This window comes from Winogradskyella rapida (assembly GCF_042675845.1).
Classification (GTDB): domain Bacteria; phylum Bacteroidota; class Bacteroidia; order Flavobacteriales; family Flavobacteriaceae; genus Winogradskyella; species Winogradskyella rapida.
Genome location: NZ_JBHTKM010000063.1, coordinates 1,543,291 through 1,565,560 on the forward strand (window position 1 = coordinate 1,543,291; position 22,270 = coordinate 1,565,560).

The window sequence follows — 22,270 nt, forward strand, 5'->3', positions numbered from 1 at the left end:
AATCCTATTTCAATACTTTAACTAAGCGCGTATTATATGCAATTCTATTAGACGATAACTCAGCTAACAACTTGCAAATATACGCTTAAAGCCCGACTTAAAAATCACGTTTTTCTAAGTACCAATCTTCTTTAGTTCGCATCACTTTTTCATCGGCTTCGGTCTTGTCTTTGTAACCGCAATAATGAAGGACCCCATGCACCATGACACGGTTAATTTCATCCTTAAAGGATACTTTAAAATCCTCCGCATTATCCTTTACACGATCTACAGAAATATAAATATCGCCATGCAATTCTTTCCCTAAAGAATAGTCAAAACTAATCACATCCGTAAGGGTATCATGATCTAAAAAATCGACATTCAATTGGTGTAAATAATCATCAGAACAAAAGATATAATTAATCTCTCCTTCATTACAATTTTCTTCTGCGATGGTCTTTGAAATCCAATCTGAAATTTGATCGGCCTGCTCTAAACTAAAGGCCGTTTCGTAATTAAAACTTATCATTTATAATGCTTTATTAACGAATGTAAACACATCCGTTTTCTTATTATACGCTAAATATCTAAAGGTTGTTTTTGTAAATACTGTAGAAGTATGCTTTAATTTTTTATTCTCTTCTAAGGTCTTAATATGTGCTTTCTTATCGATCTCTTGGTATAAGGTTTCACTAGAAGCCCCATCCACTACTCCACCGGAAGCATCAATAGTAATTTCAAAATAACTCTTATTCTCACCAACAAAATAATAATCACTAACTGCAGCAGGACCAAATGAAGGCACAGAATGTCTCATATTCTGTTGCATCATTAATTGCATTTGTTGCATCTGCCAATGGTGATGCCACCACCAATCGTAACGGTAATTGTAGGTGTTTTTATTTACAAAATCGAAACGCACTTTTAACTTATTATCCTTAGTCGCGTTAATCGTCACTGTAGGTTCATTAACCTTCTTTGACGCTTGTTTTGTAAACGCCTTAGTGCTCTCAAAATTGTCGGCACTACCCGACGGTTTTACATTCATAAGATCAGTAGAACTTTTAAAATCTGAATCGATTCCGAAGACATCTAAAACCGCCACTTCTTTTCCTAATTGCAATTGGTACAACTTATCATTATTTACATAAGAGGTACTTTTTTTAATTTTTAAATCTGGTTTTTCACCACCAAAAATTAAGGTCTTTGCCGTCTGTTCTGAATCTCCATCTAAAGGAATTTGAACCACATTTGTTAAAGCCTCCTTAGTATTTTCTTCAGTAATTAAAACCGAAGCTCCATCACTATAAGCTCTAAACGTACTAATAGAACCATTGGCCACAAACTCATCATTATTAATGGCGTCAAGGTTACTATTGGACAAGGTTTTTAGAAAATCGGCAGAAGAAGCATCCGCTTTTACCGTAATTGTATTCATGGTTTCTGCGCCTTTAACATCAATAATTTTAACCTCTTCTTTATCGGAAAAGACCATTAAATTCTTATCCTTTTTTCTGATCAGGGTTTTAAAATCATCCGTATCAATAGCCTCTGAAATTGAAGACGCACCCGAACTTAAATTAAGATCTACAACGTTAATCATCTCATCACGCCCCACTTTAGATTGGGTCACTAAACTTAAAATATCGTCGTTGTTATGAAACGATAAAACGGAGGGTAACTTCTCAAAAGTAACGGCCTTTAATTTGATGATTTCTTCCTCTTGATACAGATAAGGTATAATTTCAAAATTCTTGGTGTTGTTGTTCTTTGCTATAATTAAATGGAAACTGTTTTCACCTTCAGTGTTCCCGGAAAAGGTCCCTTCTATTTTATAATGATCTGCTAAACTTATAGAATTTACAACCCCTAAATTAGGTGGTGCATGTAAGGCAAAAAGAGTAACGAAGAGTACGACTAATGTTTTCATATAATTTATGGTTTTGATTGATAAAATTCAATAACATATAAGCACACAAAAACACTATAGACTATTCCTCTTCACGCTTAAAGTACTCCTGTATTTTCTTTTTTAAATGCTCTTGCAAAGGTAAGGCTTGGCGATTTAAAATTTCAGTGGTATTAAAATATTGTTTCGCCGTTTTAATCGGGTCCACATGATTTGGATTAAAGCTTTCGGTACTCGTTTCCGATTTACGCTTTTTATCTTGTCCTTGCATAAAAGTGGCATTCTCCATTTTTAACAACTGATGCTGCACATCCATCATTTTTTGTAAGGTCTGATTAGTGAATCCCGTATTCAATAAATCTAATTCTATAGCCTCCATTTGACGTATTAATTGTCCGGCCGATTGTATGGTACCATCTTTAGTTAAACGGTCCTCTAAGGCCTGTCTAAGTTGTTGCTGCTGCTGATATATTTTATACAACTCGGCGTTTTGTTCTTCGGACCCGCCTTCTCCATAACCATCATTCTTCTCCCCTTCACCATCGCCGTTAGGACCATCACCTTTTCCTTTGCCTTTTTGCCCATTTTTGCCTTGCTGACCTTTAGAATTCCCTTCGCCATCTTGTCCATTTTCTCCAGATTGTCCCGACTGCCCACTTTTCCCTTGCTGTCCTGATTGTCCGTTTTCACCGGATTGGCCTTGTTGTCCTTCCTTACCCGATTGCCCTTGCTCTCCGGGTTTTTCCCCTTCGCCATCTTTTCCAGATTCACCAGGTTTTTCGCCTTCACCTTTTTCTTTCCCCTCCTCACCAGGGCTTCCTTCTTTACCTTTTTTAACGCCCTCTTCCATTTTTTTATTGAGCTCTTCTTGACTCATAATAATATCTGGAAGCGACTCGCCATCACCTTCACCTTGCCCCATTTGAGGTTGCATGGCCATTTCCATTTGATCTAAAACATCACTTAGAAAATTAGCCAATTCATTGGTAGCAGTAACCGCATATTGTTGGGCGCCTACACCAAGGTAAATATTATTTTCTGTTAATTGCGATAAGGCTTTATCAATATTAAAATAGACCTCGGTAATTTGCTTATTAACGTGTTCTGAAAGTTTAGGTTGACGCATAGACAGGGCAAATAAACTATCGTCTATATGCTCAAAATGCGCACGGAGATTACTCTGTTCTATGATATAACTTCCATACTTATTACTGTTACTATCTAAATCTTCAAAAGTCTCCATAAGCGCCTCTTGATCAAAAGAATAATTTAATAAATTCTCTAAAATTTGACGTAGCGTATCCATATCTTCCGCATCTTGGCTACCACCACCGCCACCACCAGACATAGTCTGCTCTAACATTTCGGCCATCTTACGCATCTTCTTAGCAGCACTCTTCTGCTTTTCTTTGGCCTTTTCTTGCGCTTCTTGTGCTGCTTTAGGGTCTTGGTCACCTTCCTGCTTTTCCCGAGATTCTAGAGCCTCTTTCGCCGCCTTTTGATCGTATTCTATTTCATCCTCTAAAAATTCATCCGTAGGCACCTTCATCGGTTTCCTTAACTTTCTATCTTCACTTTTAAGGTCTTCTAAATCCTCCTGAAGTTTATTAAATTCTTTGTTCAATTCCTCTTGAGCAGCTTTCGAATTTTTATCTTTAGATTCTGATAGTTCCTCTTGCTTGTCGGATAATTCTTTCAATTCATTTGAAATCTTTTCCGCCTTCTTCATCACATAAAAACGTTTCGTCAACTCTAAAAGCTGTTGCATACTTCGTTTTTTATTCTTGTTTTGCTTGGCTAACTCTTCAAGTTTTTGCGTGAATTGTTCCTTATTAATTTTGTCCTTTAATTTCTCAAGTTCTTCAAGAAGCTTTTCATCTTTCTTAAGTTGTTCTTCATTATCTTTTAAACGTTCAATAAGATCGTCTTTAAAAGGATGCTCTTTCTGTTCTTCTTTTTGAAATTCTTGTAAATTGTCTCGAAGCTTTTTGTTGAAATTTTTCATCAACTGCTCCTGATTCTTCTGACGCTTTAAGAAGTCTTCAAATTTCTTTTTGTCATTAAAATTTAAACGTTCCTTTTCTTTTTGAGTTTTTGAAAATTCATCCAAACTCTTATCTTGCTCTTCAAGTTTTTGAAACGTTTTACTAATATCTTTGATGGTTTCACTTTGCTCATTAAGCTGTTTCTCCTCCGTTTCTTCTTTCGTTAATTTACGGTAATTAAACGTTGCGCTCTTGGTACGCTTATACTGATGGATAGCGTCATTATCAAAAACTTCAAAATAGAGTTGGTAACTCACCCCCTCTTCTAAGTTGAATTGATTTGGAAAAGCACTAACAAATTCACTAAAATTAGCTCTGCTCAAAGCCAAGGGTACCACCACTTTTTTAGAACTGTCTTCAGCAGGATAATACACCATTTGCAATTTGCTTAAGCCATAATCGTCGCTGGCCTGACCATAGAAATATAAACTTTGTTGATCTATAGAATCCTTTTGCACCTTTATAGTCAACTCCGGATGAAGATCCTTAACCACACTTATATTATAAGCTAAGTTTTCGTAATCCTTTAAATCTTGATTACTAGTCGTAAGGTTATAATTATAATGCTTAAAAAGTTGCTTGGTGGCTTCAAAATTGTCTTTAGCCTTCGCTGTAAACGTTAAGGTATCGTCAGCAAAAATTTGCACCTTAGTTGTCGCTTTGGTTTTAGCTTTCCATGTGACTTTGGTTCCTTCAGGAATGACAGCAGATCCTGTACTTTTTAAAACTTCATCTTGCTTTTGGGTATGAGCAGGGTAATCTAAAACCATATCAAAATTGACAAGATTTGGTGTGTTCACCACCTGAAGTTGATAAGGTTTTGAGGTTACTCCATTAGCTGTTAACCTAAATTCTAAAGCATCCTTAGGAAGGGTAAACGTATATTGAAATTGCCCTGGAGTTATGGGTTGTAAAAAATAAGACTGCCCGTTAAATTTAATTTCTGCATTTTCCGGAATCACCTCTCCTGCTGTAGACACATGTAGCTTAAAATCTTTATTTTCTACCGCCTCTAGCGATTCATTTAAAATAAAGAATTGAAACGGAGCCGGTGGTTCATAAGCTGTTTTATAATTAACCACACGCTCATAGCTATCACTAAACCAATTTATTTTACCACTCACTAGAGAGACAATTAAAATAAGCACCGGAATCGCGGCATATTTTAAATATTTGGCATTCGATTTAAAATTAATAGCCGCTTTAAACGGAATGGGTTGGAGTTCTAAAGACTTTTGTTCTATACTAGCAAGTAGTAGATCCGATTGTTGCGGACTTTGATTAAGCTGAAGGACGTTAACTAACTTATCGTTAACTTCAGGAAAGTGATTACCAATTAAGGTCGAGGCCGTTTCAAAATTAATCCCTTTTCTCAGGTTAAATAAATGGAGTAACGGCAGCGCAATAAATTTTATAAAAAGGGCTAGTTCTACGACCACAAACAACCAAAATAAAATTGTCCGTGCTGTCGGATTTAACCATAATACATATTCAATAAGTAAGGTTACCATAAAATAAAGCAAACCCATGGCAAAAAACAGAATAGCGCCCTTTAGTAACTCATTGGTATAATACCGTTTAATGAATTCCTCTAATTTGATTTTTATGGTTTCAAAATTGCTCATATATGATTCTAACTGACTAAACTACAATTTTATTTTTACTGTAATCGCCTCAAAATTGGTAAGATTCTGTTAATAATAGCCCATTTTGTCGGAATATTTAGATGAAATGCCTCGATTTTTAATATTAAGCGCATTCAACACCGCTAATTTTTGAACTTTAATTTAGCACTATCAATAAAAAAGTATAGCCCTCACCCTTCCTACTTCACAGTGATAATTTTATCTTTGCACGAAATTCTGAAATAAATTCAGATTTACAAACCATTACGAAATTCTGTTATGTCTCAAAAAGTACGTGTGCGATTTGCACCAAGTCCAACAGGACCTTTACATATAGGTGGTGTAAGAACCGCTTTATTTAACTATTTATTTGCCAAGAAACATGGTGGTGACTTTGTTCTTAGAATTGAAGATACAGACCAAAACCGTTACGTAGAAGGCGCAGAAGATTACATTATAAAATCTTTAGATTGGTGTGGAATGCCTTTTGATGAAGGTCCAGGAAAAAATGAAAAATTTGGTCCTTATAGACAAAGCGAACGTAAGCATTTGTACCGACAATATGCAGACGATTTAATTGCTAGCGGAAACGCGTATTACGCCTTTGATACTGCAGAGCAATTAGACGCTGAACGAAAAGGTCATGAAGCCGAAGGAAAAACATTTATCTACAACTGGCATAACCGTGAAAAAGGGCGTTTAGTCAACTCTTTAACCTTAAGCCCTGAAGAAACTAAAGCTAAGATTGAAGCCGGTGACGATTATGTGATTCGTTTTAAATCGCCACAAGATGAAACCTTACATTTAAAGGATATCATTAGAGGTAACATAAAAATTGACACTAATATTTTAGATGATAAGGTCTTATTTAAGAGTGATGGGATGCCAACCTACCACCTTGCTAATATTGTTGACGATCATTTAATGGAAATTACCCACGTGATTCGTGGTGAAGAGTGGTTACCTTCTTTAGCGTTACACCAATTATTATACAATGCTTTTGGTTGGAAGGCTCCAGAATTTGCCCACTTACCTTTAATTTTAAAACCAACAGGAAAAGGAAAATTAAGCAAACGTGATGGTGATAAAATGGGATTCCCTGTATTTCCTTTAGAATATAACGCCGCAGATGGTAGCGTTTCTAGAGGGTATAAAGAAGATGGTTATTTCCCTGAAGCTGTAGTTAACTTTTTAGCCTTTTTAGGATGGAATCCTGGTACCGAACAAGAAATATTTAGCTTAGAGCAGTTAATTTCTGATTTCGATTTAGAAAAAGTTCATAAAGCAGGCGCACGTTTTGATCCGGATAAAACAAAATGGTTTAACCACCATTATATGCAACAACAGTTAGACTTAGATTTAGCGACTCAATTTAAAGCGATTCAACCAGAATTAGCGGAAATGGACGTTAATTATATTGCTTTAGTTGTAGGCTTAATTAAAGAACGTGCCACTTTTGTTAGCGATTTTTGGAACCTAAGTCACTTTTTCTTTACCACCCCAACTTCCTTTGATGAAAAAGCTTCGAAAAAAGCCCTTAAAGAAGGAACTGCTGATATCTTAAATAAGGTAATAGCCCTCGTTAATGCCACTGAAGATTTTACCGTAGAAAACCTTCAAACTGAAATTAAAGGTTGGATTACCACCAATGAGATTGGATTTGGAAAAGTAATGATGCCCTTAAGACTTGCCTTAGTTGGTGCCTTACAAGGTCCGGATGTATTTGATATTATGTTTATGATAGGAAAAGCAGAAACGGTTAAGCGTATCGAAAATTTAGTGCGTACGTTATAATTTATTGATACCTTTAAGATTCACTAAACTACCGACCATGCAATCTAATTATAAACTCGTTTTACTTCTGTTTTTAGGGCTCAGTTTAAATGCCTTTGCGCAAACCAAAGCTGATGCTTTAAGAGACGCTAAAATAACGTCTAAAGCCGCAAAAGAGATGGATTTCGATCTGGTCTTAAAGCACACCTTACCTTCTGTCTTAGATATGATGGGTGGTAAAGACGTGGCTTTATCAGTACTAAAAGCGACTTTTGAAGGCATGGAAGCCCAAGGTTTTGTCTTTGAAAAGGCTAATGTTGTAAGTGTTTCTGAAGTGGTAGAAGAACAAGGCCAATACCGTTGTTTGGTAGAAAGCTATAAACAAATGCTTATGTCAGGGCAACGTATTTCTTCTACAAGTCACCTTTTAGGAATTTATAACGAGGCCGATAACTATTGGTGGTTTATTGAAACCAAGCAATTAAACAATAACGCAATGACGGCGGAAATTTTACCGAATTTTAAAACGGCAATCGAAATTCCGGAAGATAGCGTGAGCATGGAAGCGATCAAGTCTTAAATGGACTTGTTTTTATCCCATAAAAAAAACCTCATAATCTAAATTATGAGGTTTTTTTATGTTCAAATAAGACTAATTATCAAGCGTTTTCGTCTAAAACTTACCTAGAGTTCTGAAGCTTCAGCTACTAACAATTCATTCTTATCCGCTTTTGCTTTTGTAATAAACTCATCAATAGCTTCATTACGTTCTAAGCCTTTATTGAGTAGCACTTTTAACGCGATTAAAGTAGCAATACGTGTCCCTACTTTTTTAACTGCAGTACCAAATAATGGCTCTAATTCTTCATAAGCTACCTCTTCTGCAAGCTTTATAATTTCTGCCTTAGATTTTTCTTGTTTGGCCTCTGGGACATTAGTGTATTTTTTACCTAATTGCTGTATCACACTTATCGCCGATCGTTTTTGCTGTGGGGCTTTAGGTTTATTTTGTCCTGAATTATTCTGTGCTTTTGGCTTTTGTTTGGCCCAACTGTCTCGTAAACCTACCGTTTTATTAAAGACTAAATGCTCAGCGGTAGAATCATCATCTACATTAAAATACCCTAAACGTTGAAATTGAAACTGCTCCCCTACTTTAGCCTCGGCTAAACTTGGTTCTAAATATCCTGTTTTCAGGGTAAGCGATTTCGGGTTAAGATGTTCCATAAAATCTTTATCCTTATCACTGTCTGGCGACTCGTGCTTAAATAAACGATCGTACTCTCTAATTTCAGCTTTAATGGCATGTTTTATAGACACCCAATGAAGCGTACCTTTCACTTTTTTAGAGGTATCTTCATCATACGTACAGTGAATTTCAGTGATGTTACCATCCGCATCTTTCACCACGTCATTAGCTTGTATGATGTAAGCATTCTTTAAACGCACCTCACCACCAAGTTTCAACCTAAAGAATTTATTGCCTGCTTCTTCCTTAAAATCTTCCTTTTCAATATAAATTTCTCTAGAAAAAGGCACTTTTCTAAATCCGGCGCTGTCATCTTCTTGGTTATTTTCTGCTTCTAACCATTCTTCTTTCCCTTCAGGATAATTAGTAATGATCACTTTTACAGGATCTAAAACCGCCATAACACGGTTTGCTGTTTTATTTAAATCTTCACGAATACAAAATTCAAGTAAAGACACATCAATTACATTTTCGCGCTTAGCAACCCCAACTTTTTTAATAAATTGACGTATAGAATTTGGTGTATAGCCACGACGACGTAAGCCAGAAATCGTTGGCATACGCGGATCATCCCAACCTGAAACGACACCTTCTTCTACCAATTTGAGCAATTTACGCTTACTCATTATAGTATAGCTTAAATTTAAACGGGCAAATTCGCGCTGTTTTGGTAACATTGGGTAATCTCCTTCCGCATATTGGTACACATGTTCTTTAAACCAATTGTAAAGTTCGCGGTGTGGTTTAAATTCTAAAGAACATAAAGAGTGTGAAATTTGCTCTATATAATCGCTTTCCCCATGGGTCCAATCGTACATTGGGTAAATGCACCAATCGTTACCCGTGCGGTGATGCTCGGCATACATAATACGATACATCATAGGATCGCGCATAAGCATATTAGGGTGCTCCATATCTATTTTAGCACGTAAAATATGGGTCCCAGCAGGAAATTCGCCCGCTTTCATACGTTGAAATAAGTCTAAATTTTCTTCAACACTACGATCTCTATACGGACTGTTTTTCCCAACTTGTGTTGGAGTTCCTTTTTGTTCAGCAATCGCTTCAGAAGTTTGGCTGTCTACATAAGCTTTCCCGTCTTTTATCATTTGAAGGGCCCAATCATATAACTTCTGAAAGTAATCTGAAGAATACAATTCATTTTCCCATTGGTAGCCTAACCACGCAATATCTCTCTTAATAGCATCTACATACTCTTGTTCTTCTTTTGATGGGTTGGTATCATCAAATCTTAAGTTTACCGGAGCGTTATAAGTTTCCCCCAAGCCAAAGCTTATTCCTATAGCCTTAGTATGTCCTATATGCAAATACCCATTAGGTTCTGGTGGAAAACGAAATCGAAGTTTATCTTTTGCTAAGCCATTAGCTAAATCTTCCTCTATAATATGCTCAATAAAATTGAGTGCTTTTGTTTCTTCTGACATGCTTTTCTTTATAATTAACTATTGAATGTTTTAGGGCATTAAATCCGCCTAAAACGCAAAACCATCTTACACTCCTATTCTGCTATAAGACCCTACAAAATTACACAAATTGTGGGTATAATACTGTAACATTTTCACTGTGGTTTACACTTATCTATTGAACCTAAAAATATAATAATGATGAACTACCAATGTCCTAAATGCAATAACACGACCTATACCGTAGATCAGATGCGTGCCACAGGTGGAACTTTTTCTAAAATATTTGATATTCAAAATAAGAAATTTACCTCAGTGACCTGTAAAAAATGTACCTATACTGAATTTTATAAGGCTAAAACCAGTGCGATTAGTAACATTTTTGATTTGTTTACCAGCTAATAAAAGTCTTGGTTGCCCATCATTTTAAAAGCGCCAATTTTAACCTATTTTTGTAGTATGGGAAAAATTAAAGTTGAAAATATAAGAGTTTTTGCAAACCACGGTTGTTTAAAAGAAGAAACTGCCATTGGTAGTGATTACCGTGTAGATTTAGTTATTAAAGCGAATTTGCAAACGTCTGCCGTTTCTGATGAACTTAATGATACTGTAGATTACGTTTTACTCAACAAGGTGGTTAGAGAAGAAATGGCGATTCCGTCTAAACTTTTAGAAACCGTTGCTAAACGAATTTTAGACCGTGTTTTTGAGGAAGAATCGTTAATTACTAAGGCAACTGTAACCGTGAGCAAAATAAATCCGCCCATAGGTGGTGACGTTGAGATGGTTAGAATAAAAATGAGTCAGAAGCGAAAAAAGTGATGCTAATTAGGGGTTAACGTTAATAATTTTTATATTTGCGCTCTCAATGTACAATTGAGAATCCTATTTGCAATATATAGGGTGTCGTGGCCGAGTGGCTAGGCAGTGGTCTGCAACACCATCTACAGCGGTTCGAATCCGCTCGACACCTCTGAAAAATGAACCTCTAAGAACTCTTAGAGGTTTTTTTATGTCTTAAATTTTAAGAAAATTTAGAGTAATCAATACGCGGTTCGAACTCAAACGCTTTAACAACCTCATAAAATGAACCTCTGAGAACTCTTAGAAGCTTTTTTATAATTTAAATTTTTAGAAAAATTAGAGTAATCGTTACGCGGTTCGATGCTTAACGCTTTAGCAACCTCACAAAATGAACCTCTAAGAACTCTTAGAAGCTTTTTTTATATTTTAAATTTTTAGAAAATTTAGAGTAATCAGTACGCGGTTCGAACTTAAACGCTTTAGCAACCTCAGAAAATGAACCTCTAAGAACTCTTAGAAGCTTTTTTATGTTTTAAATTTTTAGAAAATTTAGAGTAATAAATACGCGGTTCGAAGCCTAGCGCTTTAGCAACCTCAGAAAATGAACCTCTATCATCTCTTAGAAGCTTTTTTATATTTAAATTTTTAGAAAATTTAGAGTAATCAATACGCGGTTCGAACTTAAACGCTTTAGCAACCTAATAAAATGAACCTCTAAGAACTCTTAGAGGTTTTTTTATGTCTTAAATTTTAAGAAAATTTAGAGTAATCAATACGCGGTTCGAACTCAAACGCTTTAACAACCTCAGAAAATGAACCTCTATCATCTCTTAGAAGCTTTTTAATGTTTTAAATTTTTAGAAAATTTAGATGAATCAATACGCAGTTCGAACTCAAACGCTTTAGCAACCTCAGAAAATGAACCTCTAAGAACTCTTAGAAGCTTTTTAATGTTTTAAATTTTAAGAATATTTAGATGAATTGATATGTGGTACGAAGTCTAACGCTTATAGGAACTTCAGCAAAACTTCAAGACAACATAGCGCTAGACAACTAAACAACCTCTGAGATCATTAGCTGTTTATTTATGCTCAATATGTAAGCTTTAAATCAGTTAAGCCTTCACTTCTACCGTGTTTTAAGCCGGTTTTAAGACCTTAAACCTAAATTGCTTGAAGTATGTTTCATTCTGAATTTAATGGACGTCAAAGAGGCTTTAAAGTCTAAATAGCCTTTTCCGTATGTACTGGAGAAAAGAAGTTGAACGGAAAACTAAGAAGACCTAAAATTTAAATAGGATTCACGTTTTCTAACTGTTCAATCCCTCTTTCATAGAGATCAGGAAACAAGCCTTGGCTGAGTAGAATAATCCCAAAAACTAAAATGACTAAAGCTACAATCTTCTTCGTTTTAAAAATACGACGCGGCGTCAGTTTACTTTTTAGACGTTTTGCCGCGGCTATTTTGACCAGATCGGTTAAAAAATAAGCCAGCAACATAGTTACAATGAAAACGGTTACCCCATTTTCTGATTTGGTAATAGAAGTCCCAATAACAATAAAGCCCAACCAACCGAGTAATACCCCAATATTGATAAAGTTTAAAAGGAAACCTTTGATAAATAGCATCCCGTATTTCTTTTTAGGCAAGGCTATTTTATGGTGTTCTCTTACAATAGTTCTAAAGGATTTAGAGGTTTTAATAAAACTAATAAGTCCGTAAATAACCAAGAGCGCACCCCCAAAGACCAAGAGTTTAGGGTCGTCCTTAATTTTTTCTAACAAGGAATCGGTACTGAGAAAAATGACAAAGATGAAAACAACATCTGCCAAAATAACGCCTAAATCAAAAATAATGGCACTAGTAAAGCCTTTGGTAGCACTAGTTTCTAATAATACAAAAAAAACTGGACCAATAGTAAAGGCTAATATAATTCCGAAGGGAATGGCTGTTAAGATATCGTCTAACATGTAAAAACTTGCGGTTTTTACAAAGGTAAGAAACTCAAAGCATATTACATACGTTTTATTGTACCTCCAAGCATTGTACTTTCAGTAACCTCTTTAGGTTTACCGTAGATAAATACACTACCTCCCGCTTTAACTTTGGCATCTACCGTTTCTGAAGCATAGATATAAGCTTCACCTGCAGCATTTATACTCACTTCGGTATGTTCTGTAATCAAGGTTTTAGCATTAACCTCGCCACCCGTATAAATAGAGATATCTTGTTGTTTAGAGCTTCCTGAAACGTTGATAACCCCACCTGTTACTGCTCTTAAATTAGCATAGGTAGTTTCTAGTTCCGCAGTGATTTCAGCACCTTCTTGGGTTCTTAAATCAATTTCATATTGTTTTAATGGTGCTTTAAGCGTCACCTTAGCGCCTTCATTAGCATCTATTTCATCTACAGACGTAAAATACAATTGTACCACGGTGTCTTCACCATCATAACTTTCTCTGATGTTCATTCTGATTTTCAGCTTTCCATTGTTATTTACAACTTCTACATCTTTTCTGTTTTTACCAGAAATGACCACTTTATTTTCATTAGAAGCAATCATCTTAAGATGAATTAAATCGAAAACCTTAACGGTTGAAAAACTCCCTAAGTTTTTTTCTATAGACTCTTGAGCATTTATAAAAACTGAACTACACAAAAGACATAACAGCAAAATATTTTTCATTACAATAACTTATTTTAAGTTCATTATTTTTTTACTAAATAACCATTTTAGTTGAATTTCCTCTCCCGATTGTTTTTTAACGATACGACGCTGCGGCGTTAAAATCACCGTAATTACGGCCGATGCCACTGCTAATACCATTGAATTAATATCTTCAAAAATAAATTGAAGCATAAAACGTACGGCTACATAAATAACGGCGAATATGACAAAAACGTATATGCCAGCTTTGGTACTTGTTTTCATTATAGGATCACTTTTACAGCCGTTCCGGTTACGGAAACCATGGCATAATTATGTGTTGTTAATTCTATTTCAACTTTTATGCCAACCACGGCATTGGCTTTTAATTTATTGGCATTATCCAATAAATTTTGAAAGGCTTCTTCCTTTACGGTTTCAATACTCGATTGTATTTTACCGTAATATTTAGACATACTAAAGCCCATACCAATCCCCTCTTTGTTCATGGAGACCCCAGTAACAATACCGAGGTAGTTTACAATATTATACCCTTCAATAGAATTTGTCGTTGTAAGAATCATGTTTAAAATGTTTATGTATAAGACCTCTTTGGGCCCAAACGTTACACTAAAAATTTAAGCTTCGTCTTCAGTTTCCGGTTTTCCCACCATATAAAAATCCAAATGCTTTTTCACTAAATCGGCATTTTTCACTTTTACAATAACTTCATCACCTAATTGGTACATGGTTCCGGTTTTGCTTCCAATCATGGCATACTGATCTTGATCAAACTGGTAGTGGTCGTCTTTCATATCTCTAACACTAACCATCCCTTCACATTTATTGGAAATAATTTCAATATAAATTCCCCAATCAGTAACTCCAGAAATAACGCCTAAGAATTCTTCATTTTCATGATCCTGCATAAAACGGATTTGCATGTACTTAATAGAATCACGTTCGGCTTTAGTGGCTAAATACTCCATATTACTCGAGTGCTTACAACGTTCTTCGTACACCTCTTGGTTGGCCGATTTTTCGCCGTCTAAGTACTGTTGTAAAAGTCGGTGTGCCATAACATCGGGATAACGACGTATTGGCGATGTAAAATGGCTATAATAATCAAAGGCTAAACCGTAATGCCCAATATTGTGCGTGGTATACTCGGCCTTAGACATGGTTCTAATGGTAAGCGTATCAACTAGATTTTGCTCTTTTTTACCAACAACATCTTTAAGTAAATTATTTAAAGACGAAGAAATACTGCCTTTATCTTTAAAATTTAATCGGTGGCCAAAACGTCCAACCACAGTTTGCAGTTGTGCCAGTTTAGATTCGTCCGGTTCATCGTGAACACGATACACAAACGTTTTTTCTGGTTTTTGTTTTCCAACAAATTCTGAAACTTTTCGGTTAGCTAATAACATGAATTCTTCAATCATTTTATTAGCATCTTTACTTGTTTTAAAGAACACCCCAACCGGATTAGCCTCTTCGTCTAAATTGAATTTCACTTCAACCTTATCAAAAGAGATTGCCCCATCGCGCATTCGTGCATTACGCATTTTTCGCGCCAGCTGATTCATTTTTACTGTGGCCTGTGCAATTTCGGTAGTAGTTTGGTATTCCTCACCCGTTAATGATACTTCCTGCGGAATAGTGGTCTCTATTTTATTTTTGTGTTTTAAAACATCGATTTCATTAAGACCGGCATTATTCTCAATAATAGCTTGAGCTTCTTCATAAGCAAAACGCGCATCAGAATACGTCACAGTTCTTCCAAACCACTGGTCTTTGATTTCACATTTTTCATTCATCTTAAAAACCGCCGAAAAGGTATATTTTTCTTCATGCGGACGTAAGGAACAAGCACCATTAGATAAAACCTCTGGCAACATTGGCACCACACGATCTACTAAATAAATAGATGTGGCACGCTCATAAGCTTCATCATCTAATACGGTACCTGGTTGCAGGTAATGTGAAACATCTGCAATATGGATTCCGATCTCATATAAGCCATCATCTAGAATTTTAAAAGATAAGGCATCATCGAAATCTTTGGCGTCCTTAGGATCGATGGTAAAGGTTAAATCTTTACGCATGTCGCGACGTTTCGCAATCTCTTCGGGTTTAATTTCTAAATCAATATTATTGGCGTAAGCTTCGACCTCATGAGGGAACTCACTTGGTAAGCCATACTCTGCCAAAATGGAATGAATTTCGGTGCTGTGTTCTCCAGGTTTTCCTAACACCTGAATAACTTTTCCATTTGGTGAATCGGCTTTTTCTGGCCAATCTTCTAAAGACACCAAAACTTTGTCGCCATCTTCGGCTTTGTGAATTTTATTTATCGGAACAAAAATATCGGTATACATTTTATTGTTGTCCACCACCACAAAAGCAAAATTCTTTTTGTCGTGAATTTGGATGGTTCCGACATATTCACTTTTAGCCCGTTTTACAATATTGGTAATCTCACCTTCTTGTTTGCCTCTGTGTTTTCTTTTGTACGCGTAGAATTCTACTTCGTCTCCGTGTAAGGCTTTATTAATATTGTTTGAGGCTATGAAAATATCGTCTTCAAAATCGTCTGAAATAATATAACCATTTCCTTTAGACGCCATGTCTAAAATTCCGGTATGGTATTCTGTATTAACGACAGCTTTGAACTTTCCACGATCTACTTCTTCAATTTCTTTTTTGGCTTTAAGTTGTTGAAGTTTTTTTATAATCTGGTTACGACTACTCGCATCATTGACGCCAAGCTTAGCTGCAATTTGTTTATAGTTGAAAGTTGATTTTCTATCTTTTTTTAAAATACTAAGAATTGTATTTGTAAGGTTGGAAATCTTATTATGTGAAGGTTTCCTTTTTCTCTTTTTTGTCATTTAATTGTAATCTTATTCGTTTCCTAAAAAGTGTTAGGAATTCTAAATTTAAACTCAATATAGGTAGAAGAGAAGATACTGAGTTTCTTACAAAGTTAAGCTATTAAAATTAAATAGTGTTTAGTAAAGGTTAAATTAATAAAAAGCTATAGTCATAAGGTAAAAAAAATGGGCTGTTTTTCTGATCAATTACACCTGTAAAAACGGACTAGATTTTTGGCTATTCTACCGACTAAAATTAAGGCTCTTTTAGCACCTCCATTTCTAACTGATTTTGAAAATTAACTAAAGGTTAGGCTAAGGGTCATTTATATTAAGGTAACACAAAAACGAGGTTCTATGTTCTATTTTTATAGCAGTCCTTAAAATTAAAAAAACGGAATATTCATAGGTTATAAAAGCCCTAAATCTACATCTAATAAATAGCCTAAATTTTCAATTTTAAAGCCTCTAAAAACACTCCGTTTTTACTGCTTTAGGTTATAAACATTGTAAGCAAATAGTCTTTAAAATGGCGTTTTCTTATTTTCTGTTTTCTAAAAAAATCGAGGTTATCAACATCTCTATTCATATCATCTTTTTTCTTTAAAAATTTAAAAAATAAAATAATGGTTATTATAGTCTGTTAATATCTGATATAACTTTTAGAAGATTTATTTTGATAACTCGTAGTTTACAATTCGCTAGCATTTAATTAACAATTGATTTTTTTGTAACAAGTTCATTTATAAGAGAAACTTTAAGGTTATTAACAGCTGTTGATATCGATTGTTAATAGAATTTATGGATATGTTTATTTTGAAAAACTGTTAACTTCGTAAAAATGATGTTTAATAACTTAATCGAAAAAAAATGCTAACTAATTAGGTTTTTAATTTCTGATTCTTGTTTGAAAAATTTTATGGATAATCCTAATTTTCCTTATCAATAGTTATGAACAGATATTAACATTTATTTTTCAGTTTATCTTGAGTTATTAACATTGTTAATAACTGCGATTTTGGACACTCGAAACAAAGTTAAAACTAATGGATAACTAAGCCCTCATAAGTTGTGCTTACTTGTTAGCAATTATTAACTTTGAGCTTGAATAAAAAAACTCATTTATTATGACTATTTCAATAGGAAACGATCACGCAGGTCCAGATTACAAATTTGCAATTGTAAAACATTTAGAAGCCAAAGGGCATACAATTACCAACTACGGAACCGACACTTTAGACAGTGTAGATTACCCCGATTTTGTACACCCAGTTGCCAAGGATGTTGATGCCAATAAAGTTGATTTTGGGATCCTTATTTGCGGGAGTGCAAATGGTGTTGCAATGACCGCAAATAAATACCCTAAAGTGAGAGCTGGGGTTTGTTGGACAAACGAAATTACCGAGCTTACACGCCTCCATAATAACGCTAATATTATCTGTGTTCCGGCACGTTTTACATCGATTCCTCAAGCTATAAAAATGGTGGATACATTTTTGGAAACGGCTTTTGAAGGTGGACGTCATCAAAACAGAGTGGATAAGATTTCACTATCCTGTTAATCTAAAAAGGTCCGTAAAAAGGTAGACCATGAGTCATTCACATCCCCATATTCCTGCAACAGATTTAAGCGGCAAAAAGCTCTTAATATCTATTGTTTTAAATATTGTTATCACCTTAGCACAAGTGGTGGGTGGACTCCTTTCTGGGAGTCTGTCTTTGCTTAGTGATGCCTTGCATAATTTTAGTGATGTGGTGTCTTTAATCGTGAGCTATATCGCCTCTAAATTATCAAAACAAAAGGCTTCAATTAATAGAACTTTTGGCTATAAAAGAGCTGAAATTTTGGCCGCATTTATCAATGCTTCCACCCTTATTATTGTTGCTGTTTTATTAATTATTGAGGCGATAAAACGGTTTAGTGATCCGCATGAAGTGGCTTCAGATTTGGTGATCGCTTTGTCTATAATTGCGATTATTGGGAATGGTTTAAGTGTGCTCCTTTTACGAAAAGATGCAAAGAATAACATCAATATGCGGTCGGCATATTTGCATTTATTTACGGATATGTTAGCCAGTGTGGCGGTATTAATTGGAGGTATATTAATGAAATTTTACCAACTTTTTTGGGTAGATAGTTTGTTAACCCTCCTTATTGCTTTGTATTTAATTTGGGTGGCTTATGACCTTTTAAAGGTGTCTACTAAAATGCTCATGTTATTTACGCCAGACACTATTAGTATTAAAGAGGTGGTTAGAGCTGTAAATAAGCTTCCAAAAGTGGCTAAAATACACCATGTGCATCTCTGGAATTTAAGCGATGATGAGTTGCATTTAGAAGCGCATTTAGACCTTAAAGAGGATATTTCTATTACCGCTTTTAACGATTTATTGCTGAAGATAGAAACCTTATTACATGAGAAATTCAATATTAATCATGTTACCATTCAACCAGAATTTAATAAAAAAGACCCTAAAGAAGTTATCGTTCAAGATTAAATTTCGCCATCATAAAGATTAAATATGTTAGCTATTAAAATAAAAACCTTTGATGAATTATCCACTCAAGAGCTCTATGAATTGCTACAATTGCGTAGTGAAGTTTTTGTTGTAGAACAAGATTGTGTTTACCAAGATATCGACGGAAAAGACCAAAAAGCGCTTCATGTTTTAGGGTATAGTGAAGGTGAATTAGTGGCCTACACCCGCATTTTTGATGCAGGATATTATTTTAAGGAAAGCAGTATTGGACGCGTTATAGTGAGATCTAAGGCACGGAAGCTAAACTATGGCTATACTATTATGGAAGCTTCTATTGCAGCTATTAAATCGCATTATAACACGACGAGTATCCGAATTTCGGCACAACGCTACTTAATAGGGTTCTATACAAACTTAGGATTTGTTGCTGTTGGTGAGGATTACCTAGAAGATGGTATTCCGCATATTAATATGATCATGTCTTAATTAGTCTTCATCGTAAACGCGAGTCACCACAATTTCTACACGTCGATCTAATTCTGGTTCGCCACCAAGGGGAAATTTTCTACGCATTCCGGCAAATTTCATTCGGTAATGCTTTACACCTTTGTCTATAAGATAATCATAGATATACTTAGCTCTTGCTAGCGATAAATTACGCTTTTTAGTCTTACGATCAACCGCATCTCTTTGCCCTTGTGTACAGCACACATGACCTTCAATAGTGAAATAGATGTTGGTTCTTTTGGCTAATATTTCAGCAATTCTATCAAGAACTAGCTTAGATTCCTTGGTTAAGTAGCTATACCCGGTTCTAAATAATAGATTTTCTAAAAGAATTTTATCGCCTTCTTTAAGGTCACCCTTTAATAAATCTTCAGTGCTTTCTGGTTTTGGTGCCTCTACAACTACAGGCTCTGGTGGGGATAATGGCGTTACAATAATCTCTACTTTTCGGTTTAATCCACGGATTTTATTAAGATCATTTTCCTTAATAATGTTCACCAAAATCTTTCCTTTTCCATCGACATTAGTCATTTTTGACTCGTCAAATTTATTGTCAGAAAACACTTTTTTTATGGCATCGGCTCTATTCTGAGATAAAACTAAGTTGTAATTGTCGCTACCTCTATCATCCGTAAAACCGTATATGGTAACCTTTTCAATATTGATATCTTTAATTTTAGATAAGAAAAGTAATAATCTACTATGCTCGGTTTCGGGAATGTCGTGCTGATCTGTTTCGAAATAGACCTCGTGTTTCAATTCCTTTTGAGCGAAAGACAATTGAAAACAAAAGCATAAAAAGATAATAAGGGATTTCATTTGTTGTAATTTTCTTGTTGCAGAAAAGGATTGTGTCAATAAATATAGAAAAATAATGTTCTACCTCAAAATACTCGCATATTGTGTAGGATTATTTAGAATGCTTAAAGCCTTTTTTATTTCTGAATTGTGACTTGTGTAGTAAGTATAAAGCCCTTCACTATAAAAATAACGCTTAATAATCTCATCGGTAAGTAAGGCGTTTAGTTGGGTTTTATTCTCCTCGATAGCCATGGTTTTATAGGCTTCTAAAGTTTGGGTTAAATCTTTAAAATCGGAGGCAATGACGTTGTCTAAAGCTTCTTCTTTGGCTACTAAAATAGCTTCGTTTAAAGCCTTTTCTGTTTTAGTTTCAAAATTAAATCCGCTTTTTTTGACGTAGTTTTTAAAGTTTTTGAAATCCGCATTAGAGAGTTCAAAGGTCTTTAAATCTTTAACCTTATTGTTGTAATAATACTCGGTAGCAAAGTTGAATATTAAATTTTCACTAGAGATCGCTTTGGTTACTGGGGTATGTTTAGAGAATTCCACTTCTACATCGGGTTCTACACCACCACCATCGTAAACATCACGGCCATTTTTAGTTTTAAAGGCGTTATAGTTTTCTTGTTTTGTTCTGGTGGCTTTTCCATTTTCATCGCGATTCCAATAATCTAAAGCCTGAATACAACGTCCAGATGGAGTATAATATCTAGAGATTGTAATTTTCATTTGCGTGCCATAGGTAAGGGCTTTTGGACGTTGAACGAGACCTTTACCAAAACTACGTGTTCCAACCACAACGGCACGGTCCATATCTTGTAAAGCGCCCGAAACAATTTCACTTGCAGAGGCACTTTTACCGTTAATTAATACGACCAATGGCATCTGTGTATCTACGGGTTCGCGTTGCGTATAATAGGTTTTGTTGTATTTCTTTACTTTAGATTTAGTGGTTACCACCAACTGATCTTTAGGAACAAAAATATTGGTAACATTGACAGCTTCACTTAATAAACCTCCAGGATTCCCTCTAAGATCTAAAATAAGTTGTGTGGCGCCTTGATTCTTTAAGGCTTTAATAGCACTAATGGTTTCTGCCGATGCTTTTTGGTTAAATTTTCTAAGCACAACATAACCGGTATGCGCATCAATCATGTTATAATAGGGTACAGCTTTAATTTCTAAAGACTCTCTAATAATAGAAACGGTAGCTGTTTTACCTTGTCTTTTGTACGTGACCGCTACTTCTGTTCCAGCGGCGCCTTGCAATAAATTGGCCGCATCATCTTTAAAATCGGCCACCGATATTTTATCAACTTTAATAATTTCATCACCTGCTTTAAGGCCCGCTTTGTCAGCCGCATAACCTTGGTAAGGTTCTACAATAACTAGTTTATCTTCTAAGGTTAAGACTTTGGCTCCAATACCTGTATAATCGCCGGCATTATTAATTCTAGAGGCTTCTACGTCTTGTTCGTTGTAAAATTGTGTGTAAGGATCTAAATCATCTAACATGCTTTTTATCGCGGTATCCATAAGGTCACCAGGATTGGTATCATCCACATAATTCATATTAATTTCTTTGAAAAGTGTGGTAAAGATTTCAATCTGTTTTGCGATTTCAAAAAAGTCATTTTTAAAAGCCGTAGTGCTAAAGAAAATGAGAAGGGCAATTGCGGGAATGACTATTTTTTTTTGAAGCAATGTTTTCATGTTTCAGACGTATTGGACTCTGATGTTTCAATCAAAGGCTCATTTTTAAGTAAAAATTTTTTAAATAACTGTTGGATGCTCTTATTCAGTTTATCAAAGGTGGTGGCATCCTTACTAAGGTACAAAATCATAAACGCATAAGAATGCGAATTAGTGTTAAAATACTGTGGTTTATTAAGGCGATAGACCTCACGTAAGAGTCTTTTAATTTGATTTCTAGCCACAGCGGTTTTGTGCAAACGCTTGCTCACCGAAACTCCTGTTTTTAGCTGAGAACCATCCTCAAATTCGGTTTTAAGATACACCAATCTTAACGGATAAGCGGTAACGGCTTTCCCTTCTGTAAAAAGCTGATCTATTAGCTTTTTACTTTTTAATTTATCTTTCTTAGTGTATTTAAAACTCATTAGGTTGCATCTATAATAGCGCAAAAA

The 22,270-nt window shown here is 35.2% G+C and carries 19 protein-coding genes and 1 tRNA gene; 8 read left to right on the forward strand and 12 right to left on the reverse strand.

The window, feature by feature from the left end; all coding sequences use genetic code 11:
- Positions 1 to 97: 97 nt before the first annotated feature.
- The 3 genes from ybeY to ACFQ13_RS13970 form a co-directional block, all read right to left on the reverse strand.
- Positions 98 to 511, reverse strand: coding sequence for an rRNA maturation RNase YbeY (ybeY, locus tag ACFQ13_RS13960; RefSeq protein ID WP_386118380.1), 414 nt, complete (start codon positions 509 to 511; stop codon positions 98 to 100).
- A complete protein-coding gene (locus tag ACFQ13_RS13965) occupies positions 512 to 1,912 on the reverse strand; it encodes a hypothetical protein (RefSeq protein WP_386118382.1) in 1,401 nt (466 codons plus the stop codon). It lies immediately after the preceding gene.
- A 61-nt stretch (positions 1,913 to 1,973) separates the two neighbouring features.
- Complete coding sequence (locus tag ACFQ13_RS13970) at positions 1,974 to 5,561, reverse strand: collagen-like protein (RefSeq protein ID WP_386118384.1); 3,588 nt, start codon at positions 5,559 to 5,561, stop codon at positions 1,974 to 1,976.
- 279 nt (positions 5,562 to 5,840) lie between these two features.
- On the opposite strand from ACFQ13_RS13970, the gene gltX reads away from it, so the two are divergent.
- Entirely contained in the window at positions 5,841 to 7,355 is a 1,515-nt protein-coding gene (gltX, locus tag ACFQ13_RS13975; RefSeq protein ID WP_386118386.1) for a glutamate--tRNA ligase, read from the forward strand.
- 37 nt (positions 7,356 to 7,392) lie between these two features.
- Positions 7,393 to 7,914, forward strand: a complete 522-nt coding sequence (locus ACFQ13_RS13980; RefSeq protein WP_386118388.1) for a hypothetical protein — start codon at positions 7,393 to 7,395, stop codon at positions 7,912 to 7,914.
- A gap of 104 nt (positions 7,915 to 8,018) precedes the next feature.
- On the opposite strand, the gene ACFQ13_RS13985 is transcribed toward ACFQ13_RS13980, so the two are convergent.
- Positions 8,019 to 10,028 (reverse strand): glutamine--tRNA ligase/YqeY domain fusion protein, encoded by a 2,010-nt coding sequence (locus ACFQ13_RS13985; protein ID WP_386118390.1) that lies wholly within the window; start codon positions 10,026 to 10,028, stop codon positions 8,019 to 8,021.
- A 180-nt stretch (positions 10,029 to 10,208) separates the two neighbouring features.
- Here ACFQ13_RS13985 and ACFQ13_RS13990 point away from each other — a divergent pair, with 180 nt between their 5' ends.
- From ACFQ13_RS13990 to ACFQ13_RS14000, 3 genes are all read left to right on the forward strand, one after another.
- Complete coding sequence (locus ACFQ13_RS13990) at positions 10,209 to 10,409, forward strand: zinc ribbon domain-containing protein (protein WP_181858356.1); 201 nt, start codon at positions 10,209 to 10,211, stop codon at positions 10,407 to 10,409.
- Positions 10,410 to 10,466: 57 nt separating this feature from the next.
- A complete protein-coding gene (folB, locus tag ACFQ13_RS13995) occupies positions 10,467 to 10,829 on the forward strand; it encodes a dihydroneopterin aldolase (RefSeq protein ID WP_114308108.1) in 363 nt (120 codons plus the stop codon).
- Between the two features lie 80 nt (positions 10,830 to 10,909).
- Positions 10,910 to 10,980 (forward strand) — tRNA-Cys (locus tag ACFQ13_RS14000).
- 1,120 nt (positions 10,981 to 12,100) lie between these two features.
- On the opposite strand, the gene ACFQ13_RS14005 is transcribed toward ACFQ13_RS14000, so the two are convergent.
- The 5 genes from ACFQ13_RS14005 to ACFQ13_RS14025 are packed head-to-tail and all read right to left on the reverse strand — an operon-like array spanning position 12,101 to position 16,352.
- Entirely contained in the window at positions 12,101 to 12,781 is a 681-nt protein-coding gene (locus ACFQ13_RS14005; protein WP_114308109.1) for a LysE family translocator, read from the reverse strand.
- 44 nt (positions 12,782 to 12,825) lie between these two features.
- Entirely contained in the window at positions 12,826 to 13,497 is a 672-nt protein-coding gene (locus ACFQ13_RS14010) for a head GIN domain-containing protein (RefSeq protein WP_386118393.1), read from the reverse strand.
- Positions 13,498 to 13,506: 9 nt separating this feature from the next.
- Positions 13,507 to 13,743, reverse strand: a complete 237-nt coding sequence (locus ACFQ13_RS14015) for a hypothetical protein (protein ID WP_386118395.1) — start codon at positions 13,741 to 13,743, stop codon at positions 13,507 to 13,509.
- Positions 13,743 to 14,042 carry a YbjQ family protein gene (locus ACFQ13_RS14020; RefSeq protein WP_386118396.1) on the reverse strand — a complete coding sequence of 100 codons (300 nt, stop codon included), beginning with the start codon at positions 14,040 to 14,042 and terminating at the stop codon, positions 13,743 to 13,745. The genes ACFQ13_RS14015 and ACFQ13_RS14020 overlap by 1 nt, the downstream gene beginning before the upstream one ends.
- 54 nt (positions 14,043 to 14,096) lie before the next feature.
- Positions 14,097 to 16,352, reverse strand: a complete 2,256-nt coding sequence (locus ACFQ13_RS14025; protein ID WP_386118398.1) for a ribonuclease R family protein — start codon at positions 16,350 to 16,352, stop codon at positions 14,097 to 14,099.
- Between the two features lie 1,109 nt (positions 16,353 to 17,461).
- Here ACFQ13_RS14025 and rpiB point away from each other — a divergent pair.
- From rpiB to ACFQ13_RS14040, 3 genes are read left to right on the forward strand one after another with little or no spacing between them, the layout of a single operon-like run.
- Positions 17,462 to 17,896 carry a ribose 5-phosphate isomerase B gene (gene rpiB / locus ACFQ13_RS14030; protein WP_386118400.1) on the forward strand — a complete coding sequence of 145 codons (435 nt, stop codon included), beginning with the start codon at positions 17,462 to 17,464 and terminating at the stop codon, positions 17,894 to 17,896.
- Positions 17,897 to 17,924: 28 nt separating this feature from the next.
- Complete coding sequence (locus ACFQ13_RS14035) at positions 17,925 to 18,833, forward strand: cation diffusion facilitator family transporter (protein ID WP_386118402.1); 909 nt, start codon at positions 17,925 to 17,927, stop codon at positions 18,831 to 18,833.
- A 24-nt stretch (positions 18,834 to 18,857) separates the two neighbouring features.
- Positions 18,858 to 19,301, forward strand: coding sequence for a GNAT family N-acetyltransferase (locus ACFQ13_RS14040; RefSeq protein ID WP_114308116.1), 444 nt, complete (start codon positions 18,858 to 18,860; stop codon positions 19,299 to 19,301).
- Here ACFQ13_RS14040 and ACFQ13_RS14045 read toward each other — a convergent pair whose 3' ends face one another.
- The 3 genes from ACFQ13_RS14045 to rnpA are packed head-to-tail and all read right to left on the reverse strand — an operon-like array spanning position 19,302 to position 22,243.
- Entirely contained in the window at positions 19,302 to 20,141 is an 840-nt protein-coding gene (locus tag ACFQ13_RS14045) for an OmpA family protein (RefSeq protein WP_386118404.1), read from the reverse strand.
- Between the two features lie 60 nt (positions 20,142 to 20,201).
- The gene (locus ACFQ13_RS14050) at positions 20,202 to 21,836 is read right to left on the reverse strand and encodes a S41 family peptidase (protein ID WP_386118406.1); all 1,635 of its coding nucleotides are present in this window, start codon (positions 21,834 to 21,836) and stop codon (positions 20,202 to 20,204) included.
- Positions 21,833 to 22,243, reverse strand: a complete 411-nt coding sequence (rnpA, locus tag ACFQ13_RS14055; protein WP_114308119.1) for a ribonuclease P protein component — start codon at positions 22,241 to 22,243, stop codon at positions 21,833 to 21,835. Before rnpA ends, ACFQ13_RS14050 begins: the two co-directional genes overlap by 4 nt.
- Positions 22,244 to 22,270 lie beyond the last annotated feature (27 nt).

Bases quoted from the DNA above. Each gene is read 5' to 3' on its own strand.
- ybeY (WP_386118380.1), bottom strand. From the start codon at position 511: ATGATAAGTTTTAATTACGAAACGGCCTTTAGTTTAGAGCAGGCCGAT.
- ACFQ13_RS13965 (WP_386118382.1), bottom strand. From the start codon at position 1,912: ATGAAAACATTAGTCGTACTCTTCGTTACTCTTTTTGCCTTACATGCA.
- ACFQ13_RS13970 (WP_386118384.1), bottom strand. From the start codon at position 5,561: ATGAGCAATTTTGAAACCATAAAAATCAAATTAGAGGAATTCATTAAA.
- gltX (WP_386118386.1), top strand. From the start codon at position 5,841: ATGTCTCAAAAAGTACGTGTGCGATTTGCACCAAGTCCAACAGGACCT.
- ACFQ13_RS13980 (WP_386118388.1), top strand. From the start codon at position 7,393: ATGCAATCTAATTATAAACTCGTTTTACTTCTGTTTTTAGGGCTCAGT.
- ACFQ13_RS13985 (WP_386118390.1), bottom strand. From the start codon at position 10,028: ATGTCAGAAGAAACAAAAGCACTCAATTTTATTGAGCATATTATAGAG.
- ACFQ13_RS13990 (WP_181858356.1), top strand. From the start codon at position 10,209: ATGAACTACCAATGTCCTAAATGCAATAACACGACCTATACCGTAGAT.
- folB (WP_114308108.1), top strand. From the start codon at position 10,467: ATGGGAAAAATTAAAGTTGAAAATATAAGAGTTTTTGCAAACCACGGT.
- ACFQ13_RS14005 (WP_114308109.1), bottom strand. From the start codon at position 12,781: ATGTTAGACGATATCTTAACAGCCATTCCCTTCGGAATTATATTAGCC.
- ACFQ13_RS14010 (WP_386118393.1), bottom strand. From the start codon at position 13,497: ATGAAAAATATTTTGCTGTTATGTCTTTTGTGTAGTTCAGTTTTTATA.
- ACFQ13_RS14015 (WP_386118395.1), bottom strand. From the start codon at position 13,743: ATGAAAACAAGTACCAAAGCTGGCATATACGTTTTTGTCATATTCGCC.
- ACFQ13_RS14020 (WP_386118396.1), bottom strand. From the start codon at position 14,042: ATGATTCTTACAACGACAAATTCTATTGAAGGGTATAATATTGTAAAC.
- ACFQ13_RS14025 (WP_386118398.1), bottom strand. From the start codon at position 16,352: ATGACAAAAAAGAGAAAAAGGAAACCTTCACATAATAAGATTTCCAAC.
- rpiB (WP_386118400.1), top strand. From the start codon at position 17,462: ATGACTATTTCAATAGGAAACGATCACGCAGGTCCAGATTACAAATTT.
- ACFQ13_RS14035 (WP_386118402.1), top strand. From the start codon at position 17,925: ATGAGTCATTCACATCCCCATATTCCTGCAACAGATTTAAGCGGCAAA.
- ACFQ13_RS14040 (WP_114308116.1), top strand. From the start codon at position 18,858: ATGTTAGCTATTAAAATAAAAACCTTTGATGAATTATCCACTCAAGAG.
- ACFQ13_RS14045 (WP_386118404.1), bottom strand. From the start codon at position 20,141: ATGAAATCCCTTATTATCTTTTTATGCTTTTGTTTTCAATTGTCTTTC.
- ACFQ13_RS14050 (WP_386118406.1), bottom strand. From the start codon at position 21,836: ATGAAAACATTGCTTCAAAAAAAAATAGTCATTCCCGCAATTGCCCTT.
- rnpA (WP_114308119.1), bottom strand. From the start codon at position 22,243: ATGAGTTTTAAATACACTAAGAAAGATAAATTAAAAAGTAAAAAGCTA.